Raw genomic sequence first — 18,664 nt, 5'->3', positions numbered from 1 at the left:
TTGCCATTGTTATTTGCCTCCTAATTTTTCAAACACTTTCTCGAATGAAGTGCATAAGTTTTCATATTGTATTTTTGGTCGCTTAATTAAAATGACAGGAATTCCAAGCTCTAAAGCCGCATCCATCTTCTCGTCTACCGAGCCGACTTTCCCGCTTTCCTTTGTAATAATAAATGTTGTGCTGAACTGTTCGTATAGCGCTTTATTCAATTCTTTAGAAAACGGTCCTTGAATTGCGATAATATCGCGCTGCTTCACACCAAGTGCATCGCATTTATCCATATTCTCTTTATTTGGCAGCATCCGGCAGACAAGACGAATATTTTCGTTATGTAATAATTGCTCCGTAAAAACTGCGAGCGTTTTACTGCCTGTCGTCAACATAATTGTTCCTGAATGTGCGGATGCAGCAATTGCCGCTTCTTTATATGTTTCCACTTCCGTAACGAGCGGATGTACGTAGCTTTGTTGGGGACGTTCATATCGAATATAGGGTATACCAGTTATATTCGCAGCAGCCATCGCTGTTTTAGAAGCCTCTTCTGCATACGGATGACTTGCATCTACAACCGTTGTTACATGTCGTTCTTCGATCAGTTCCTTCATTTGCTGTTCTGTTAAGCGACCGACATGATAAGGAACATTCGCATCCTTTAGACTCGCAGCAGCAGAATCCGTAACAACAGTCGCCACCAAATCATAGCCAGCTTGCATTATTTGAATCGCCAGCTCTCTCGCATCACTTGTTCCTGCTAAAAATAAAATCATCGTTTCACCTAATCTCCACACGGGGCTTCTTCCACTTTAATTTTGCAAGACATATCAACATAATTGAAATTCAATATTTTCTTCACACGTTTGAAATATTTGAAGAAACGTTCATTTGGATGTGCATTCTCTTTATAGTCCGCCACAATATCGGTTAGTAATGGAATTAGTTGTTCAGGATTCAGACCTTCAAGGACCGGTTGCGCGGCATGAGCTGTTCGTCCTACTGGCTTGGAACCGATAAACAAATCGAACTTTTTCTTGCGGTAAACAATACCGATATCATCAAAAACCGCTCGATAACATGCCATACCGCATCCATTAAAACCGACGTGAAGCTCTTTCGGCATTTTAATGCCACCGAGCGTTTCCATGACCTGTTCCGCATATGGAATGGATTCCGCTTTTTCGCCGTAACAGAAATCACATGCCTTGACGATTACTACGTCGCCGACAGGTTGAACAAGTAAGCCCGTTTGTTCTACCGTTTCTACAATTCTTTGAGGTGAATCAGTAGGTACCTTCAACACGAGGCGGTGATCAGGCGTATACTCCATCGTACCGCGTTCTCCTACAACCTCTGCCAATGTAATCATTTGTGCTGGTGTAATCATTTTATTGGCAACACCTGGTGATACAGCAAATTCAAATATGGATTCCACTTCTTGCTGTACTAAAAAAGGATTTTCTTCAACTTTTACAGCTGACGTTTCTTTATGTACGAGCGCTAATGCTTCATTTGCAAGCTGTAATGCGGTTGTTTTAACAGCTGCTGGTTCAACTATTTTTTTCTCGATAGCTTCAATTTTTTCATACCCGGTCTTTGCTTCACCCGTTTCCTGATCCAATGCCCAAGGTTCCGCTTCCTTTTTCAAACGTTGGTGCGGTTTTAATAGTTGTTTTTCTTCCCCTAACGTATACTTACGCTGATAACCACGGGGTGTAATGATTTTATTATCATAGTAAAATGTCGAGGAATTCCCTACGACTACCGTTGTCAGCATTCCGATATCATATTCCAGCATCTCCTCTAATGTAGTTAATACAATATCCTGTGTATCCCGGTAGGCAGCTTTTACTAATCCGACAGGTGTATCCGGAGAACGATACTTAAGCAAAATACGCTGTGCTTCAACAATTTGTCTCGTGCGTCTGCCAGATTTCGGATTGTAGAACGCAACGACAAAGTCTGCCATTGCAGCTGCCTCAATCCGTTTTTCGATTACTGTCCACGGTGTTAAATGGTCACTTAAACTAATTGTGCATGAATCATGCATAACCGGAGCGCCAAGTAGACTTGCACAGGAGTTAATCGCAGATATACCCGGAACAACTTCTACTTCAATGCCTTCTTTTGCAGTCCAGCCCTTTTCGATTAATACTTCATATACGAGCCCCGCCATCCCGTAAACACCCGCATCCCCACTGGAAATAACGGCAACAATATGGCCGGCTTCAGCTTGTTTTACAGCTTCTTGTGCACGTGAAACTTCTTCCGTCATTCCCGTACTGACAATGGTTTTCGCTGTCACTAAATGCTCAATCAGTTCTACATACGTTTTGTAGCCCATAATGTGATCACTTTGCTGTAGCGCATCGACTGCACGTTTTGTTATATGTTCCCGATCTCCAGGACCGAAGCCTACAACAAAGATTTTTCCCTTTTGCATGTAAACACCCTCCGTATAAGAAATAAAAAATGCCCGTACCTCTTGTCAGAAAGAGGTACGGGCATGTGAAATTAATACTAAAAAAGTATAAAAAAACACAAAAACAATTACTTGTTTCGCCTATACTTCTCCCTCCGAAAAGTAAGTATCGTTTAAATAAGCAGGTTTCCTGGCTTAAGCTTCCTTTTACTTTCACTTCTTCCCATCATTACGACAGTGATTTATTGTGATTTCATCAGCTATTACAGTAGCGGGGGCTGCATTAGTCTTTCACTAATTTCCCTTTTACCTTACAAAATTCTGTAAGCACTTATTCAAATTGCAAATTATTAAATTATTATAAAAATAAAAATAACATAGTCTACTAAAAAATGATAGGGTAATTATTATCTCAATAAGCTTATTTAGCATAAGTGAAGTGTTTATTATTCGTTTATTAGGTGTTTTGTACATAAATTTACTATCTAACTAATCAAAAGTTGTTTAATTTCAATTATTTACTTTATTATTTTCTTGTCTCTTACCATTAAGCTTTTTATCAATAACCACTGCCAATACATTGATACTTGAACCTTCTACAATTACTTTTTAAAAGAAAATTGATATTCAAGAGAATTCTATACACAAACGAGGATAAATAAAATTTTCATTATCCAATTCAACACAGAATAGTTAAAGTATTTAAAAATATTTAGTGACAAGTAAAAATACAAGTGATATTATTTCTCACATGGTGAAAATTGAATAATTTTTGGTGCTTTTTAAGCTTAATAGGGAAACCGGTGCAAATCCGGTACTGTCCCGCAACTGTAACTCGGAGTATTACATAACACGTCACTGCATTTTATGTGGGAAGGCATGTCAATTACGTTGAAGAGAAGTCAGGATACCTGCCAAAAATGACTGATTCAGACCTACGAGGATAGGTGCGTGAAAATAAGCAGTTAATGCTTATTTTTTGTTATGCACTTTTACTCTAAAAAGTGTATTTTTTTATGCACTTTTTTCATCAAAATTGAAAAAAGGAGTAAAAACATGAAACAATTATTACCAAAACTTGCTTACTTCGGTATCGTTCTGTTATTTATGCCAAAGCAAGCATATGCCATGCACATTATGGAGGGATTTTTACCAATCGGATGGGCTATTTTCTGGTTTGCACTATGCTTACCATTCTTGGTGAAGGGACTACAAGTAATTCGTTTGGTTGTTAAGGAAAATCCGGAAAGCAAACTACTACTCGCCCTATCAGGTGCTTTTACATTCGTACTGTCTGCTTTAAAAATCCCATCGGTTACAGGTAGCTGTTCTCATCCTACTGGTGTTGGATTAGGCTCGATTTTATTCGGACCATTTGTGATGAGCGTCTTAGGATCCATCGTCCTATTATTCCAATCCATTCTTCTTGCCCATGGAGGACTTACAACATTAGGTGCGAATATTTTCTCAATGGCGATTGTCGGTCCTTTTATAGCTGTTGGTGTTTTCAAACTATCGACAAAATGGGGATTATCATTTAGTGTAGCTGTATTTTTAGCGGCAATGCTTGGTGATTTAGGTACATATGTAATGACATCTGTTCAGTTGGCATTAGCTTTCCCTTCTGAAGTAGGCGGTATTTTAGGGTCATTCCAGAAATTTGCGAGCATCTTTGCATTAACACAAATTCCACTTGCAATTAGTGAGGGGTTATTAACGGTTATGATTATGAACTTCTTACAAAAGTATAATATGAGAGAATTAGTTCAACTACGTATATTAAAGGCAAAGGAGAGCTAATATGTTTAAGAAAAATTTACTATTACTTCTAGGCGTGATTGTTTTAGCGCTATTACCGATACTATTTTTACAGGATGCGGAATTTGGCGGTGCCGATGGTGAGGCAGAAGAAGCCATCACTGAAATCGCAGCAGATTATGAACCTTGGTTTAGTGCTCTATGGGAGCCACCAAGCGGAGAAATCGAAAGTCTTTTATTTGTTCTACAAGGCGTGATTGGTGCATTAATTATCGGTTACTTCATTGGCTACATGCGTGGGAAACATACAAAAGACCATGCTAAACATTGATTTTATTGCCAGCCATAATGCATTACTAAAGATTTCAGCAAGCCAAAAAATGACGTTCAGCTTAATTACTTTATTGTTTGTCACATTATTACGAAATAACAGTTTTTCCGTTTGGACACTGCTCTTCATGAGCGGTGCCATTATATTTTACGCAAAAGTCCCATTGAAAACATATATTACATTATTACTTGCACCAATCGGTTTTGTTTTAGCAGGAGTGTTTGCTATTGTTTTATCCATCACATTTACACAGCCGATTCCAGCATCAGCACTATGGCATAGTTCAGTTTTTACGATGCAGTTCTTTATTTTACCGAGCGACATACTTCGAGCAATAACTATCTTTTGTACAGCGGTTAGTGCAACAAGCTGCTTATATTTCTTAATTTTAACTACACCAATGTTTGAAATCAGCCCGGTCCTTGCACGATTAAAAGTGCCTACAATTGTGATTGAATTAATCGAGTTGATGTATCGCTTTATTTTTTTATTTTTACGGACTGTTATGCAGCTTTATACGGCACAGCATGCTCGTTTAGGTTATCGTTCATATAAAAAAAGTTTTCAATCATTAAGCCTACTGATTAGTGCACTATTTCGGACAATTTTTTTCCGCTATCAAGCCATGTCAGATGCAATGGCTGCACGGAATATTGAGCAATTCATTCTCCCCCAGCATTTCACAACTATAAAAACGTGGGACATGAAATTCACATGCATGGCACTGATTTTTACTATGATAAGTATCGCCATACTTGTAATATAAGGAGTTTTTTATGACAGAAAGCTATTTTACTTTTAATCATGTATCTTTTCGATACAGTGATGGTACCGAGGCATTAAAAGACATTTCTTTATCGATTCCAAAGGGCAAAAAGGTCGCGATTCTAGGTGAAAACGGCTCGGGTAAATCAACTTTTTTTAAATTACTTATTGGACTTGAAAAGCCAACTAGTGGTGAGATTTACTTTTTAAGTGAGCCTTTAAATTATAGAAAAAAACAATTAATCCACCTGCGTGAGCAAGTTGGTTTTATTTTTCAAGAAGCAGAGAATCAATTATTTGCTTCTACTGTAAAACAGGATATTTTATATGGTCCCATTAATTTAAAATGGCCACATGAAAAGATTGAGCGTCATGTGGCAAACGCGATTCAATTAACGGAATTATATGATTTAACTGAACGCCCGATTCACTTCTTGAGCGGTGGACAAAAAAAACGTGTGACGATTGCAGGTGTGTATGCAATGGACCCTAAAATTTATATTTTAGACGAGCCAACGAGTAGTTTAGATTTCTATTTTTCTAATCAACTCACGACATATCTAAATGAACTTCAAAATGAAGAACGCACGTTTTTGTATTCCACACACCAAGTCAATTTAATTTATGAATGGGCGGAATACTTTATCGTTTTTCATAAAGGACAGATATTATATTCGGGGCAACGAGATGCACTATTTTCAGATGACAAACTGTTGGAGACTGCCCATATTGAAAAGCCTTGGCTTGTTCAATGCTATGAAAATATGATGGGGGAAGGTCTTATTCAAGTTCAGAAAACACTCCCCCGCTCTATGAAAGATTTGTTGAGCCTCTTAAAAAATAATTCTTAATATTGAGGAGAATTTCGATGAAAAATGAATTACAGCAATCTTTAGAACCCCAGGATAACATGCTTCTACTAGAGGATAATTTCGATGATGATCCAGAAACTTGCTTTATACAATTTATAACAAATATTGAAAATGATAATTTAAAATAGATTTAGAATTGAGTTCCCTATTTTGTATTCAATTAATTAAAATGACGAAATTGTAATTAAGATAAAACAAGCTGACGTCGGTGACTCCTAAATTCCATTCAATAATAATCTTAAATGTTAATAACCTGTGAATACTTACTTTGCTATTAGAATAAATGTACTTATTGATTCCAATTTCCACATAATAATTTATTCAGCCCCATTGCAAAATAAGGTGGAATTTTATAAAATATCTCTTTCCTATTCTGCACTAAAAAAGTGTTTAGAAATAATTATTCTAAACACTAAGTACCATAATCTAATTATGTGAATTTTGACTTTCTAATGCAGAGCTATCATAAGCAATTAAGGTTATATTAAATTTTTCCTCTAGCTGTTTTATTTCTTTGAGCTGCTCATCATTTAGTTCAGCGAATTTTGTTTCACCCAAAATAATCACATCCTTTTCACTAATACTAATTTAAGTGTAGGAAATTATTTATTATTTATACTTTGATATTTCGAATGGAACTGACGGTATTAACACTATTATCCACATTATCCAAATTCCGATATTCTATCAGGGAATACACTCGCTTATTGGTTGGGATAGGCATGATTTAATATCGGCATTATCAAAACAATTCACTTTATGTAAATGACTAATAGTCTTGCCCTCTATTCACAGCTTTAATTTTTAAAAAAGAGCAAAGCAACAATTGCTGCTTTGCGCTTTGTTATTATTAGATAGAAACAACTTCTTTTCTAAGCTCTAGTGCCGCTGCCACCATGTTCTTGAGAGACGTAACTGTTTCTGTTTCCTGACGTGTTTTCAACCCACAATCAGGATTAACCCAAAATTGTTCTTTTGGAATAACAGCTAAACTTTCCTGTAAAATAGCATTCATTTCTTCAACACTTGGAATACGTGGACTATGAATATCATAAACACCTAAACCAATACCTAACAATAAAGATCTAGTTGGTATTATTGAATTCGTAACGTCTGTATTTGAGCATAGTTATAATTCCAACAATAGGTCCAATCGCTAATATTGTAAAGACCCACTCCCAACCAACTATTCTCTGAATAATAGGGATTAGATTTATAGAGAATATTGTAAATAGGAAACCGATACACATTTGAAAAGTAAGCGCTGTACCTACATACTCCTCTTCAGCTATTTCTGATACAGCTGCAGAAAATTGAGCGGAATCAGCTATAATGGATATCCCCCAAATAATCGAAATTAATAAAGTTAACAAAACAAATTGACCAAATGTAAAACCTATTATGATTGAACAACTTGCACTGATCAACATTGAAATAATCGTTAAATTTGCTCTCCCGATTTTATCTGAAATTATTCCACCAATCACACAACCGATGCCTCCTGCAATTCCAATTGAAATAAAAGATGACAGTCCAATCACCCAATGAGGAATTTCTGGTGAGTGGGTTGAAAAACTAGCAGACATAAATACGGGAAGCCATGTCCACATCGCATACAGTTCCCACATATGGCCGAAGTAACCGTAGTTCGCAAGCATTATTGGTTTATTCTTTATCACTTTTTTTAATATTTTTAAAGAGAAGGGCAATCTTATGGATTTTACTGGGGCATCTTCTAAAATAAACGAAACAACAAAGGCTGATAATAAAGCCAATACTGAGCTGCAAATAATTACGAATTTCCAACTTAATGAAGAAATGAATATTACAATAAAATGCGGTAATGATGATCCTAATGTTAATGCAGCAATTAAGATTCCGATCGCCAACCCACGTTTTTTTGGAAACCATTCTGATAACATTTTAACAGCGATTGGGTAAATACCAGCGAGTGTTATTCCAGTTAATACCCTTAGTAGAATTCCGATAAAACTAGAATTGACAAAAATTAATAAGGCATTTAATATTGCACCTAAAAATGCCGAAATTGCAAAAACCTTTCGTGCATTGAAACGGTCAGCAATCCCAAAATAAGCACTAAATAATGCACCTATAACGAAGCCTATAGGGACAGAAGCCGAAAGCCAAGCCTCCGAATTGGAGCTGAGATTCCAAATGTCCATTAGATTTGGTGCAATAACTGAAGCACTGTACCATAAGCTTAAAGCACACAACTCTGATAATCCAATCCATATTAATGCTCTCCATGAACCTTGAATCATCCTATCCCCCCAAGTAAATTAGAAAAACGCACTCCGACTTGCTTCTTCTCGCCACCCTCCTCATCTCTTCGGTTCCATTATTTTATAATTTCGTGCTTTGATATTCAAATGTTGCGTAAAATTTTAAAAAGGTTTTTCACTACCCTACAATGTTTTCGGCTTCTTCAACTAACCCACCTCTTTAGTTTAGGTGTATTCCTCAACAATTTTGATTACGTAAAATATAAATATATGTTGTTTTACTATAGTGATAGGTAAGCCTTTGAAGTTATCTCCAGCTTTTCCCCCACTTCACACCGTACGTGCGAGTTTCCCAGCATACGGCGTTCCAATTAATTCAATTCATTTGATTTTTATGTAAGGACAAGATGTAATGTAGAATTAGATTGCTTCGTTCAGACATTGCTCACGCAATTCATTTACTTTCATTAGTTGCTTTTTATCTAATTGAAGTACTTTCATGAGTACTTCAATTTTCTTGGGGTCTTTAAGATGAATTAATCTATGAACTGATTTATGTAAAATAATTAAGTTACTATAAGAATCATCTTGCGATAAATAATATGGGGTTCTATGGTGACAATGCCAATTATTAAAACTAAGTTCAACCCCAGTTACAGCACATTTACCATATTGCGCAATAAATCTACTTATCCGATTATCGTTATACTCAATGGAACGTTGAGGGATAAACTGTTGCATCACATTTATAAGTGTTTGCTTGTTAATCGCTCTTAAACTATGATGAATTTTATTTCTACCTTCGGTAGTATAATTACAGATAATTTGTGAGAAGTTTAGATTTATTCGGCAACGTTGAGCATGAATTGGAGCAAGTGCCATTTCTTTAACTTTATAAATCTTGCATTCGTACCCCTTATACCTTTTTCGTAAAGATTTCGTAAGGTCTTGAAACGTTGCTTCTTTTCTAATCCCTTTCAAACGATTATGTAGCGTTCTATGGATACGATAGTTCAGCTCAGCTAAATCATCTGTTATGTGTGACGCTGCGGAGTAATAGTTTTGAATACCCATAACTACCGTATTAAACCGCCAGACATTTTCAATACATTGATGTTTTTGTATTGTCTTTACCGCCTTTTTCAACTTTATTTGGGCATTGTTTAGAGCCTTCTTCGTCATATGTGAATGTGCAACATATAGGGTACGCTTCTCTGTTTTCTTAGGATGAGCTTTAATACGAAAGCCAAGAAATTCGGAAGAATTTTTCTTTAGATTCACAACTTTCGATTTCTCGTCGCTAATATCAAGATTCAAGCGTGTAGAGAGGAAATCTTTAACTGCATAAAACATGCGTATTGCTTGTGAACGTGTACGACAGATGATTTTAAAATCATCTGCATACCTTACAATATAACAATGCTTTAAGTTCGATTTCTTTAATGCCTGATTCATATTCACTTTGTTTTTATAAGCCTTCTTCGTTTCAAAGCTTTCCCACTGTTTACTAACCCACCAATCAAGCTCATTTAATACAATGTTCGATAGAAGTGGTGATAGTATTCCTCCTTGCGGAGTACCTTTTACTGGAAAACCCTCGCCTATAATTTCAGCTTTTAAGAGGCGTGAAATTATAGATAGAAGAGCTTTATCACGAATACCCATTGTCCACATTTGTTTTAACAGTTTCGAATGATTAACATTATCGAAAAATCCCTTTATATCAACGTCTACACAGTGATATAAACACGCTCGATTTATCAATGTTTCAAAACGTGCCTTCGCATGATGTGTACTACGATTGGGTCTGAATCCATAGCTATGCTTATAAAATCGTGCTTCACAAATTGGGTCTAAGACTTGTAAAATACATTGTTGAAATAACCTATCCCAAATTGTCGGAATACCTAGCGGTCGTGTTTTCCCGTTTGCTTTTGGAATAAAAACACGTCGTACTGCTTGTGGACGATAGTGTGCAAACATCTTTTGTATCGTTGATACAACTTTAGATATTTCAAGTTGCTTAATATCTTCAATTGTTTGACCATCAAACCCAGCTGTTTTACTACCCGTATTTTTCTTGATATTACGGTACGCTAATTGAATGTTTTCACGCGATTGCATTACATCTAATAAATCATAAAAATTTTGACCATCAACACTGCGAGCATATAACCTATCAAATTGATTTTGCATGTCATAATATTCGTTATGTCTCAGTTTCTTTCGTTTTAACAAGTCGGTGGCTCCTTTTGGAGCTGAACCTCTATTAGTCTCACAAGAACCTTATTAATCGTTGAAGAACTGCCTTTCATGGTGAATAAATCTTGTATTAATCTAGTGGCGATCCCTCCACGTTCATTACACGCTTCAACGGTACTGTGCCACCACTTTCACTGATATTAAGGAAAGTTATATACTCGTTAATCTCACGATTATTTTCCTTTCCAACGTTTCATCGAGAGTAAGCTCTCCACGTTATCAGCTTACCACGTTGAATATTAACTATTATGGAACAAACTTAGGTGCCTCCTATGAGCCTGTTAGCATTACATGTGCCTGTAACACAAGATGGACTTTTATATTGTTGATTCTTACTCATCCATAGCTAATCTCACATTTAGTGATATACACATTTCTATGTATTGCCAGTCTAGACCCGTACATTCAGAGGTTCGTCAGCAAATTAGGTTTATTATCCTATTGGTTGCATTCTCACCATATTTGTTCAACCCAAGCACCATGATTTACACCACCCCATCGGGTAGGATTTCGTCAGCTAGACTGTTACGGTAAATTCTCACGCCTATTAACCGAGCTTATAACACGCTTTTCCTTACTAAGCAGCGTGCTATTCGACGCAGGGGGAGCCTTTCAGAGCGTTACCTCATCATTCGACTCCTTGATAATATCCTTCAATTAAATATAAATTGCCTAGCCTTTACCAAGATTGTGTTAACCACATCTCATTTAAGCTAGGAACGTGTCGCACCAACAATATGGCCCTATAACGGAAAAACGCGATCTTCATATTGAAGAATCGCGCCCGATTATGGAATAACAAATGCCATGACAAAGTTATAGATTCGCAAGACTCCTAAAACATCGCTTTGGGGACGCAGCTATTACAGTAGCGGGGGCTGCATTAGTCTTTCACTAATTTCCCTTTTTAGGACCATTCTTGATTACAAATAACTTTTCAGCACAGGCAAGCACCGGTTAGTCGTTATTAATTCTCATAATTTCCTTTACAGCATTTTCAATAGACGCCACTGCAATAATATTTATATTTAGCTGCTCATCTTTTTTTACTTTCTTCGCTTCTTCTTCGTTTTCCACAGGTACAAGGATATGAGAGAAACCGCTTTGTTCGGCAATCAAAGTTTTCGCTTTTATCGAACCAATTTCCTTCACATTTCCTGTGCTGTCAATCGCACCTGTTACGGCAATCGGAACATTATTATTAACGTCACCTTTTTCAATAAGAGCGCTTAACACAGTGGCAAGTCCCGCACTGTCGCCTTCTATATCTTCTCTTTCTAAAAATTGATTAATAGCAGAAGAGGTGCCCGGTAAATTGGTAAAAACATTTTCCTTCATTGTTTCAAAATGTTTCTCCTCAGGACGTACATAACTTAGTAATTCTTCGTTTTTCGAACGGTACCGGATTTTATTCGTGACAACTTCCGCATCCAAAACTTCTTTATTCGTTGAAGATTCTAAAGTATGAATTAAGTACCCCAAATCTGTTATATATGGGGCCTCAAAAACATCCACTGCCAGTACATTGACACCTGAATCTTCCACTATTTCAAAAGGCTCGTTATATGACATTAGGAAATAAGTATACTTTTCATAATCGATCAGTCGGCTTTCAAATAAAGTTAATAGAGTTAGTATATAAAATATCCCTAAAAAAGCAGCTTTCAACTTCTTTTCGTTCCGGTAAAGAGAAAAACCGAAAATTGAAATTCCTAAGCCGACTATAATAAAAATAATAAATTGATAACCGTTAATCTTACCGAAATAATATGCAACTAATCCTGTTATGTATAAAACGAATGGCAGTATTATTAAAGAAATGCGTTTCAATTTTTCAGCTCCTTAAACTAAAGTGGGACTTCCAAAGATAATCCAATCGGCTGTTTGTGTACATTTGGCTGATTTTAATAAATGTCTTAATAATGCCGCCTCGAATTTCTTCACGTTCCATTCATACCGGTATTTTTTATGCCAATCCGCTACTTCTATATAATGCAATCCTTTTAACCATGTCAACAGTTGCCCATCCGTCAGTCCCTTATCCAGTAATGCATCAATGACCGGTAACATGCGTTCTTCTTCCTCATCGATTAAAGCGTATTCAGTAAGAAGGCAGCTTTTTAAACTTTGTAATGCACTGCATAAAAATTGAGAATCGCTCATCAACGGATGTCTGATTGCTTCTGTTAACAAGTCACTTCCATGTGCTACCGCATGTGCCCAGCCCTTCGTATGATCGTATCCCCGGTAATCCTGCTCAAGGAATAAATAATGAATACTTCGGTGAATAGCCTCAACAACAAGTGCTTCCGGCAAACTTCTTTTTTCACGATCTTTCCCTAAAATAAGCGTGATAACAAGTGCTGAAAATGATCTTGTAAACACATCATCCGAAAGGTCATTGTGTGTAATATTTAAATAAAGATGCCCGTCATCCAAACATGTTTTTAATATTAAAATTAACTGTTCTTTCGTGAACTGGTCATTCAGAATTAATTCACAAAATCCCTGGTAAATTAAGTGATCACGTAAATAACTGTCCGTATTTCCGATATTTTTTAACATATATTCGATTAATTCATTAAGATCAATTAAATCTACATTGATCGATCTGTTTACTACTCCTTCTAAATGTTCTTTCATCTCCATTTACTCCTTTTTCTTGCTACATTTCGAATAGTTTCTTTAACGCCTCAGGAATTTTCGCAACTTTTTTCTTTTCTAAATTGAAAAAGCATCCAGATTGCTTTCCGGTACAATGTGTATGTTTCTCCGTTGTAATTTCCAGCTCCATTTCCCAACTCGATTGCCCGATTTTCACCATCCAGCACCGTCCGACCGGTTTATCGAAAATTGTTAAAGGGGCTTTGTATTCAATCTCTGTTTTCATCAAGATCGGGGAGATTTGCACTGCCATCATTTCCGCCAATGGATAATGTTCATTCAAAAAAGCCATACGTAAATCCTCAAACCACCGTACATACACGATATTACTAACAATGCCCATCGCATCAATATCATAGGCGTTTATTTGAATCGGTTGTTCTGCTAATAATATTCTCACAATATTCCCCCTCTATTTTTCTTCTTCATAACGAACCATTGTCCATAAACCGATATCTTCAAAACCGATCCGTTTATATATGCGTCCGGCAGCCGGATTATCATAAAACAGACAAACTGATTTTCCTTCAGCGAGCAGGTCTCGGCAAAGTTTTAACATGCAATGTGTCGCATATCCTTTTTTCCCGTAACCGGGTCTTGTTCCGACGCCTACAATCATCGCGGACTGAGAATTTTCCGCTGTTGTTGAGGCTGACGATACCATCACACCTTGTTCATCACGAATAATATAAGTACGCCCTGTTTTAAATTTTTCCGCGCGCTCTCTTCCTTCAATACTAAAAGTACCCGTTGAAAATTCCGGAATCGATTGTAGCATTTCAATATTTTCTCCGTACTCACTTGGCTGTAAATATGTCACATTCGAAAAATCCAATTCAGCTGTGGGAACGGTCAATTTTGTACATTTTGCATAATACGTTTCGCTGTCACGACGAATACCGCGGTTAATCCATTTTTTTAATGGAGCGACTAGATGCTGTAGTCCAGATATTTCGATCCGCCCTGGATTTTCGTTGATTAGTTTGGCAAATCCATCAACATCATAGTTCCCCTCACTATACGGAATATAGTTCTGATCATAGCGCAGTAATATCGCGATTAGCCGATCACCTTCAAATTGCCCCCATAAATCCTGGATATCCGATTCCATCCCGTACGCTTCAATATCACCGATGATAAATAAATTTTCCGCCGGATTTTTATGTACAAGTGCCATTGTAGTTTCAAAGTCCTCATTTGTTAACTTTCGGATCATTTTACTTGCCCCCTATAAAGTACGTTTTCGAGCCTTCACGATAAAGGTCGTTGGAAAGTAATTTGCTTTATGAAGAGAATAATACTTTTCGGAATACGGAATTTCTTCACCTTTTGCATGTACCGGGATATCACTTTCAATAATTTCTACAAGTTCAAAGTCTGCTTTTATAAGTGCATTTATAAATGTCGCCATTTTATATTTCGGTATTTGCATTGGCGCATCTTCCCCTTTAAATGACGTTGTTTCAATATACCCTTCACGCTGGTAGGAATCCGTTAAAATAAACTGATGATCACGGCATTTGATTTGATTATAGAAAGGATGTTCCCAGCTGAAAATGAATTCGCCGCCTTCTTTTAAGTAGCTGTGAATTAACCTAAAAGTTGCCGGAAGATCACTAGACCACCCAATCGCATAAATGGAATACACTAAATCAAAGTAATTTTTCGGCAGACCGATTTCTTCTTCCATTGGAGCAGTAAATAAATTGGCCTCAATACCTTTTAACGTTTTCTGTGCAAGTTCTTTTTGTGCTTCAGAAAAATCGACACCCCAAAGCTCTTTTGCACCATTGCTGTTCATAAATAAAAGAGAATGACCGCTCCCAAAACCGACTTCCAGCACCGTTTTTCCGGCAACATTCCCGATCAAATTCAGTTCTTCTTCTGTTTGAGCTAAAGGTCCGTAGCTTGGCAACGCATCTCCTCCCGCAAAATGCTTCGCTACAATATCCCAGCTTTTTTTGTTGTTTTCTATAATTGAATTCAAAAAAGTCATTCCTTTCGATGAATCTATACTAGATGTCCCAATTAAACCACTTTATTCCAAATGATACAATCCGACAATTTTTCTAATTTGTTTTAGTTACGGTATGTTTTATCGTGTATGATTTGATGTTTATCGATGGCAATCGGTCATTATAAAAACTTCACCATTTTATAAAAACGTTACCAATTGAACTGTAAATTACCTATTCCTGATATAGTATGAAACTCTCTTCCCGGTACATTCTAATGTCAGAAGGAGGCGATAACAAATGGCAAACAACAACAGCTCAAACAAATTACGTGTACCTGGTGCACAACAAGCAGTTGACCAAATGAAGTACGAAATTGCACAAGAGTTTGGTGTTCAATTAGGACCAGATGCTTCGGCACGTGCTAACGGCTCTGTAGGTGGCGAAATTACGAAACGCCTAGTTCAAATGGCAGAGCAGCAATTACGCGGTAATTCAAACAATCAACAATAATTAACGAAAAGGAAGCGCTACAAAATTTGTAGCGTTTTCTTTTCATTTTGGCTTTTCGGGAAGATTACATACACCTATAAACTAAAATACAAACAAGGAATTTTCCATAAAAATGAAACTTTTACTGTTTTCCTCCGTAAAAGACAGTATTAACTAGCTTAGTTGTAAATCCGGCAGCAATTGTTATTGGATTAACTTGGTTTTATTAAGGAGGAAGTACATAAATGAATATTTATGGTTGGATCGGTTTGTCCGGAATTGTTTTCCTTACTTTAATACCTTTATTGAATAAGAAACAAAGAACACGTGAAGAAGTTGAGAAAGCCATTGTAACGGTTGCTATCGTATTAGGAATTATTATTGCCGTTTTAGTGTTCAATATAAATTACTTCACCGCTTTCCTGTTCGGTGTTCTGGCTATGATTTTGTTTGATCATAAAACTTATACAAAAAAGAGGTTAACTATATATGGTGTTCTTTCTTTAATTGCAGGAATTGCAGCATATGCTCTACTCCGGGACAATCCCAATTATGTTATTCAACATTTAAAGGAAAATCCGGAATCCAGCTCTTTATATGTTGCTGAAAACGGTGAACCTGTCATTACTTATCAGTCAACTGTTATACGGCCATTGGCAAGTACAGTAAAAATCCTTATTGCCGTTGAATATGCGATGCAGGTCGAAGAAAATAAAATTCAAAAAGACCAGACAATTCCATTGGCCGATCTGAACCGTTATTATTTGAAAAATACGGATGGGGGTGGTCATGAAGCATGGTTGGAAGCTGTGAAACAAAATGGGGGCATCCAAAATAATGCAGTCACTTTACATGATGTTGCAAAAGGGATGGTTACGTATAGCTCCAATGCCAATACAGACTATTTAATCAATCTGCTCGGTGTCGATGCGATAAATCAGCGCAAAACAGTGTTAGGCTTAACACAGCATGAAGATGTTTATCCAATTGTCAGTGCACTCTTGATTCCTGATTCTATGCAAAAAGATGGACTGTCCGAAAAAGAATTAATCGATGCGCTCGAAAAGTTATCAATGGAAGACTATCGTAATTTAGCACAATCGATCAGCCTGCAAATGAAAACAGGCGAAATTAATGCAAGTGAAGCTAAATTCGACTCATCCCCTGCCGTACAAAGAGTTTGGTCAGATCGGTTAATTGGCGCTTCAGCAAATGAATACGGCAAACTGCTCTCCCTTATTTCCAATGACGAGCTGCCAGCAAATGCTGCCGAAACTATCCGGGATCTGATGGAGTGGCCGATGCAGTTAAATGAAGAAAATCATAAAAAATATACACATATTGGCTCAAAAGGCGGCTCTACACTGTTCATCTTAAATAATGCGATGTATGTTGAAAATCTTAAGGGAGATCAGTTCGAAATTGTTATTTTGCTTAATGACCTGAAATTTCATGAACATTTCCTGTTGAGAAACAACCGAAATTCATTTGAAAGAAAGCTTTTGAACGATGCAGATTTTCGCAATGAGGTACGTGATGCGCTATTAAACTAAGTGTGGTTTAATTTTATAAATACCGCTGCAAAAAAGATGCTTTGCCAGATTTGGCTAAGCATCTTTTACATTTTAATTATTCCCCGGACTCTCTATTCGCTTTCCGTATACAGCTCTTTGTACATAATGACTAGCAGAATATAAGTAAACAAAGGAATAAGATACTCCCTAACTAACGACACTAAAAAAGATAAATCACAAAAAAACTGCACCCCGTATTCGGGATGCAGTTTATCGTTAAGCTTTAAAATTAAAGTTTTACGATGTTTGTAGCTTGTGGGCCACGTTGACCGTCTTCGATTTCAAATTCAACTTTTTGACCTTCGTCTAAAGATTTGAAACCGTCGCCTTGGATTGCTGAGAAGTGAGCGAATACGTCGTTTCCGCCTTCAACTTCGATAAATCCAAAACCTTTTTCTGCGTTAAACCATTTTACTGTACCTTGTGTCATTTAAATGACCTCCATTTAATTAAATTTAATAAGATCACAATTCCTCATAAAGAAAAAAATTCACATATTACAATAAGTACTAAATAAAACACGAATACATATTGTAATAGGTGAATTTATTGTTGTCTTGTAACATTTCTTATTAACATTAGTATATAACAAACTTATTCATTTGTCTACCCATATGAAACAATTCATTCCTGTAAACTATAATTATGATACAACCTATGTTTAGAAGCAGCTTTTTTTTATGAGAGTTAACCATTACTAGACATTATTCTCAAAACTACAGTATCATTAAAAGCATCAACTACTTAACGAGGTGTTCACTATTATGGCAGCTAAAAAAGTATTAACAAACGAACAGCAAGAACAACTTCTTTCAACATTGAAAGCACGCTTTTTACAGCATATGGAACGTCATCCGAATATCGATTGGGAAAATGTTCAGACAAAGCTCGAAGCAAATCCTGTGAAACTGTGGTCACTTCATGAAATGGAACGTACAGAAGGAGAACCTGATGTCGTTGCATACAACCATGAAACGGACACCTATACATTTATGGACTGCTCAGCTGAAAGCCCTAAAGGACGCAGAAGTATTTGTTATGACCAGGAAGCATTGGATGCGCGTAAGAAAAACAAACCGGAAGACAGTGCGATGAATATGGCCGCATCAATGGGAATTGACATTTTAACCGAAGTCGAATACCGCTCATTGCAGCAACTCGGAAAATTCGATTTAAAAACATCCAGTTGGGTTTTGACACCACCGGATATCCGTAAACTTGGCGGAGCGATTTTCTGCGACCGTCGTTACGAAACAATTTTCATGTACCATAACGGTGCTGACTCATACTATGGCGCGCGAGGATTTAGAGGTTCTCTTACTGTCTGATTT

Annotated in this window: 19 protein-coding genes, 1 pseudogene and 3 riboswitches; of the genes and pseudogenes, 8 read left to right on the top strand and 12 right to left on the bottom strand. The window is 36.8% G+C overall.

Annotation, left to right across the window (positions count from 1 at the left end):
• Positions 1-9 precede the first annotated feature (9 nt).
• Both cobK and cobJ read right to left on the bottom strand, forming a co-directional pair.
• Entirely contained in the window at positions 10-768 is a 759-nt protein-coding gene (gene cobK / locus MKZ25_RS07605; RefSeq protein ID WP_340802988.1) for a precorrin-6A reductase, read from the bottom strand.
• An 8-nt stretch (positions 769-776) separates the two neighbouring features.
• Positions 777-2,438 carry a precorrin-3B C(17)-methyltransferase gene (gene cobJ / locus MKZ25_RS07600; protein WP_340800971.1) on the bottom strand — a complete coding sequence of 554 codons (1,662 nt, stop codon included), beginning with the start codon at positions 2,436-2,438 and terminating at the stop codon, positions 777-779.
• Between the two features lie 142 nt (positions 2,439-2,580).
• A riboswitch (cobalamin riboswitch) is annotated at positions 2,581-2,767 on the bottom strand.
• 406 nt (positions 2,768-3,173) lie between these two features.
• A riboswitch (cobalamin riboswitch) is annotated at positions 3,174-3,350 on the top strand.
• Between the two features lie 123 nt (positions 3,351-3,473).
• Here cobJ and MKZ25_RS07595 point away from each other — a divergent pair.
• Genes MKZ25_RS07595 through MKZ25_RS07575 form a run of 5 tightly spaced genes read left to right on the top strand, consistent with a single transcriptional unit; the run spans position 3,474 to position 6,271 of the window.
• Positions 3,474-4,217 carry an energy-coupling factor ABC transporter permease gene (locus MKZ25_RS07595; RefSeq protein ID WP_340800970.1) on the top strand — a complete coding sequence of 248 codons (744 nt, stop codon included), beginning with the start codon at positions 3,474-3,476 and terminating at the stop codon, positions 4,215-4,217.
• A gap of 1 nt (position 4,218) precedes the next feature.
• Positions 4,219-4,506 (top strand): energy-coupling factor ABC transporter substrate-binding protein, encoded by a 288-nt coding sequence (locus MKZ25_RS07590; RefSeq protein ID WP_340800969.1) that lies wholly within the window; start codon positions 4,219-4,221, stop codon positions 4,504-4,506.
• Positions 4,493-5,272 carry a cobalt ECF transporter T component CbiQ gene (gene cbiQ / locus MKZ25_RS07585; RefSeq protein ID WP_340800968.1) on the top strand — a complete coding sequence of 260 codons (780 nt, stop codon included), beginning with the start codon at positions 4,493-4,495 and terminating at the stop codon, positions 5,270-5,272. The genes MKZ25_RS07590 and cbiQ overlap by 14 nt, the downstream gene beginning before the upstream one ends.
• Before the next feature lie 10 nt (positions 5,273-5,282).
• Positions 5,283-6,122, top strand: coding sequence for an energy-coupling factor ABC transporter ATP-binding protein (locus MKZ25_RS07580; protein ID WP_340800967.1), 840 nt, complete (start codon positions 5,283-5,285; stop codon positions 6,120-6,122).
• Between the two features lie 17 nt (positions 6,123-6,139).
• Positions 6,140-6,271 carry a hypothetical protein gene (locus MKZ25_RS07575; RefSeq protein ID WP_340800966.1) on the top strand — a complete coding sequence of 44 codons (132 nt, stop codon included), beginning with the start codon at positions 6,140-6,142 and terminating at the stop codon, positions 6,269-6,271.
• A gap of 298 nt (positions 6,272-6,569) precedes the next feature.
• Here the strand turns inward: MKZ25_RS07575 and MKZ25_RS07570 are convergent, their stop codons facing one another.
• From MKZ25_RS07570 to MKZ25_RS07530, 9 genes and pseudogenes are all read right to left on the bottom strand, one after another.
• Positions 6,570-6,701: a hypothetical protein gene (locus MKZ25_RS07570; RefSeq protein ID WP_340718947.1), complete on the bottom strand. Its 132-nt coding sequence runs from the start codon at positions 6,699-6,701 to the stop codon at positions 6,570-6,572.
• 292 nt (positions 6,702-6,993) lie between these two features.
• Positions 6,994-7,221: pseudogene (locus MKZ25_RS07565) on the bottom strand (5-methyltetrahydropteroyltriglutamate--homocysteine S-methyltransferase); the annotation flags it as partial.
• 7 nt (positions 7,222-7,228) lie between these two features.
• Positions 7,229-8,425, bottom strand: coding sequence for an MFS transporter (locus MKZ25_RS07560; protein ID WP_340800965.1), 1,197 nt, complete (start codon positions 8,423-8,425; stop codon positions 7,229-7,231).
• A gap of 381 nt (positions 8,426-8,806) precedes the next feature.
• On the bottom strand, positions 8,807-10,624 hold the full coding sequence (gene ltrA, locus MKZ25_RS07555; protein ID WP_445326855.1) for a group II intron reverse transcriptase/maturase: 1,818 nt from the start codon (positions 10,622-10,624) through the stop codon (positions 8,807-8,809).
• A gap of 832 nt (positions 10,625-11,456) precedes the next feature.
• A riboswitch (cobalamin riboswitch) is annotated at positions 11,457-11,594 on the bottom strand.
• A gap of 11 nt (positions 11,595-11,605) precedes the next feature.
• Positions 11,606-12,478, bottom strand: coding sequence for a S16 family serine protease (locus tag MKZ25_RS07550; RefSeq protein WP_340800964.1), 873 nt, complete (start codon positions 12,476-12,478; stop codon positions 11,606-11,608).
• 12 nt (positions 12,479-12,490) lie between these two features.
• Complete coding sequence (locus MKZ25_RS07545; protein WP_340800963.1) at positions 12,491-13,291, bottom strand: DUF2785 domain-containing protein; 801 nt, start codon at positions 13,289-13,291, stop codon at positions 12,491-12,493.
• A gap of 22 nt (positions 13,292-13,313) precedes the next feature.
• Positions 13,314-13,712, bottom strand: a complete 399-nt coding sequence (locus MKZ25_RS07540) for an acyl-CoA thioesterase (RefSeq protein WP_340800962.1) — start codon at positions 13,710-13,712, stop codon at positions 13,314-13,316.
• A gap of 12 nt (positions 13,713-13,724) precedes the next feature.
• The gene (locus MKZ25_RS07535; protein WP_340800961.1) at positions 13,725-14,528 is read right to left on the bottom strand and encodes a GNAT family N-acetyltransferase; all 804 of its coding nucleotides are present in this window, start codon (positions 14,526-14,528) and stop codon (positions 13,725-13,727) included.
• Positions 14,529-14,540: 12 nt separating this feature from the next.
• Positions 14,541-15,308 (bottom strand): class I SAM-dependent methyltransferase, encoded by a 768-nt coding sequence (locus MKZ25_RS07530; RefSeq protein ID WP_340800960.1) that lies wholly within the window; start codon positions 15,306-15,308, stop codon positions 14,541-14,543.
• A 259-nt stretch (positions 15,309-15,567) separates the two neighbouring features.
• Between MKZ25_RS07530 and MKZ25_RS07525 the strand changes: the two genes are divergently transcribed.
• Both MKZ25_RS07525 and MKZ25_RS07520 read left to right on the top strand, forming a co-directional pair.
• A complete protein-coding gene (locus MKZ25_RS07525) occupies positions 15,568-15,780 on the top strand; it encodes an alpha/beta-type small acid-soluble spore protein (protein WP_008406565.1) in 213 nt (70 codons plus the stop codon).
• A 224-nt stretch (positions 15,781-16,004) separates the two neighbouring features.
• Positions 16,005-17,312 carry a serine hydrolase gene (locus tag MKZ25_RS07520; RefSeq protein WP_340800959.1) on the top strand — a complete coding sequence of 436 codons (1,308 nt, stop codon included), beginning with the start codon at positions 16,005-16,007 and terminating at the stop codon, positions 17,310-17,312.
• Positions 17,313-17,562: 250 nt separating this feature from the next.
• Here the strand turns inward: MKZ25_RS07520 and MKZ25_RS07515 are convergent, their stop codons facing one another.
• Positions 17,563-17,763, bottom strand: coding sequence for a cold-shock protein (locus MKZ25_RS07515; protein WP_191701229.1), 201 nt, complete (start codon positions 17,761-17,763; stop codon positions 17,563-17,565).
• A gap of 334 nt (positions 17,764-18,097) precedes the next feature.
• Between MKZ25_RS07515 and MKZ25_RS07510 the strand changes: the two genes are divergently transcribed.
• Positions 18,098-18,661, top strand: coding sequence for a DUF4256 domain-containing protein (locus MKZ25_RS07510; protein WP_340800958.1), 564 nt, complete (start codon positions 18,098-18,100; stop codon positions 18,659-18,661).
• Positions 18,662-18,664: the final 3 nt, after the last annotated feature.

The sequence above is a fragment of the Solibacillus sp. FSL W7-1464 genome (assembly GCF_038004425.1).
Taxonomy (GTDB): Bacteria; Bacillota; Bacilli; order Bacillales_A; family Planococcaceae; genus Solibacillus.
This window is presented reverse-complemented; position numbering and strand designations above follow the sequence as displayed.

Coding starts and splice junctions, on each gene's coding strand:
- cobK (WP_340802988.1), bottom strand. CDS start 768: ATGATTTTATTTTTAGCAGGAACAAGTGATGCGAGAGAGCTGGCGATT.
- cobJ (WP_340800971.1), bottom strand. CDS start 2,438: ATGCAAAAGGGAAAAATCTTTGTTGTAGGCTTCGGTCCTGGAGATCGG.
- MKZ25_RS07595 (WP_340800970.1), top strand. CDS start 3,474: ATGAAACAATTATTACCAAAACTTGCTTACTTCGGTATCGTTCTGTTA.
- MKZ25_RS07590 (WP_340800969.1), top strand. CDS start 4,219: ATGTTTAAGAAAAATTTACTATTACTTCTAGGCGTGATTGTTTTAGCG.
- cbiQ (WP_340800968.1), top strand. CDS start 4,493: ATGCTAAACATTGATTTTATTGCCAGCCATAATGCATTACTAAAGATT.
- MKZ25_RS07580 (WP_340800967.1), top strand. CDS start 5,283: ATGACAGAAAGCTATTTTACTTTTAATCATGTATCTTTTCGATACAGT.
- MKZ25_RS07575 (WP_340800966.1), top strand. CDS start 6,140: ATGAAAAATGAATTACAGCAATCTTTAGAACCCCAGGATAACATGCTT.
- MKZ25_RS07560 (WP_340800965.1), bottom strand. CDS start 8,425: ATGATTCAAGGTTCATGGAGAGCATTAATATGGATTGGATTATCAGAG.
- MKZ25_RS07545 (WP_340800963.1), bottom strand. CDS start 13,291: ATGAAAGAACATTTAGAAGGAGTAGTAAACAGATCGATCAATGTAGAT.
- MKZ25_RS07535 (WP_340800961.1), bottom strand. CDS start 14,528: ATGATCCGAAAGTTAACAAATGAGGACTTTGAAACTACAATGGCACTT.
- MKZ25_RS07530 (WP_340800960.1), bottom strand. CDS start 15,308: ATGACTTTTTTGAATTCAATTATAGAAAACAACAAAAAAAGCTGGGAT.
- MKZ25_RS07525 (WP_008406565.1), top strand. CDS start 15,568: ATGGCAAACAACAACAGCTCAAACAAATTACGTGTACCTGGTGCACAA.
- MKZ25_RS07520 (WP_340800959.1), top strand. CDS start 16,005: ATGAATATTTATGGTTGGATCGGTTTGTCCGGAATTGTTTTCCTTACT.
- MKZ25_RS07515 (WP_191701229.1), bottom strand. CDS start 17,763: ATGACACAAGGTACAGTAAAATGGTTTAACGCAGAAAAAGGTTTTGGA.
- MKZ25_RS07510 (WP_340800958.1), top strand. CDS start 18,098: ATGGCAGCTAAAAAAGTATTAACAAACGAACAGCAAGAACAACTTCTT.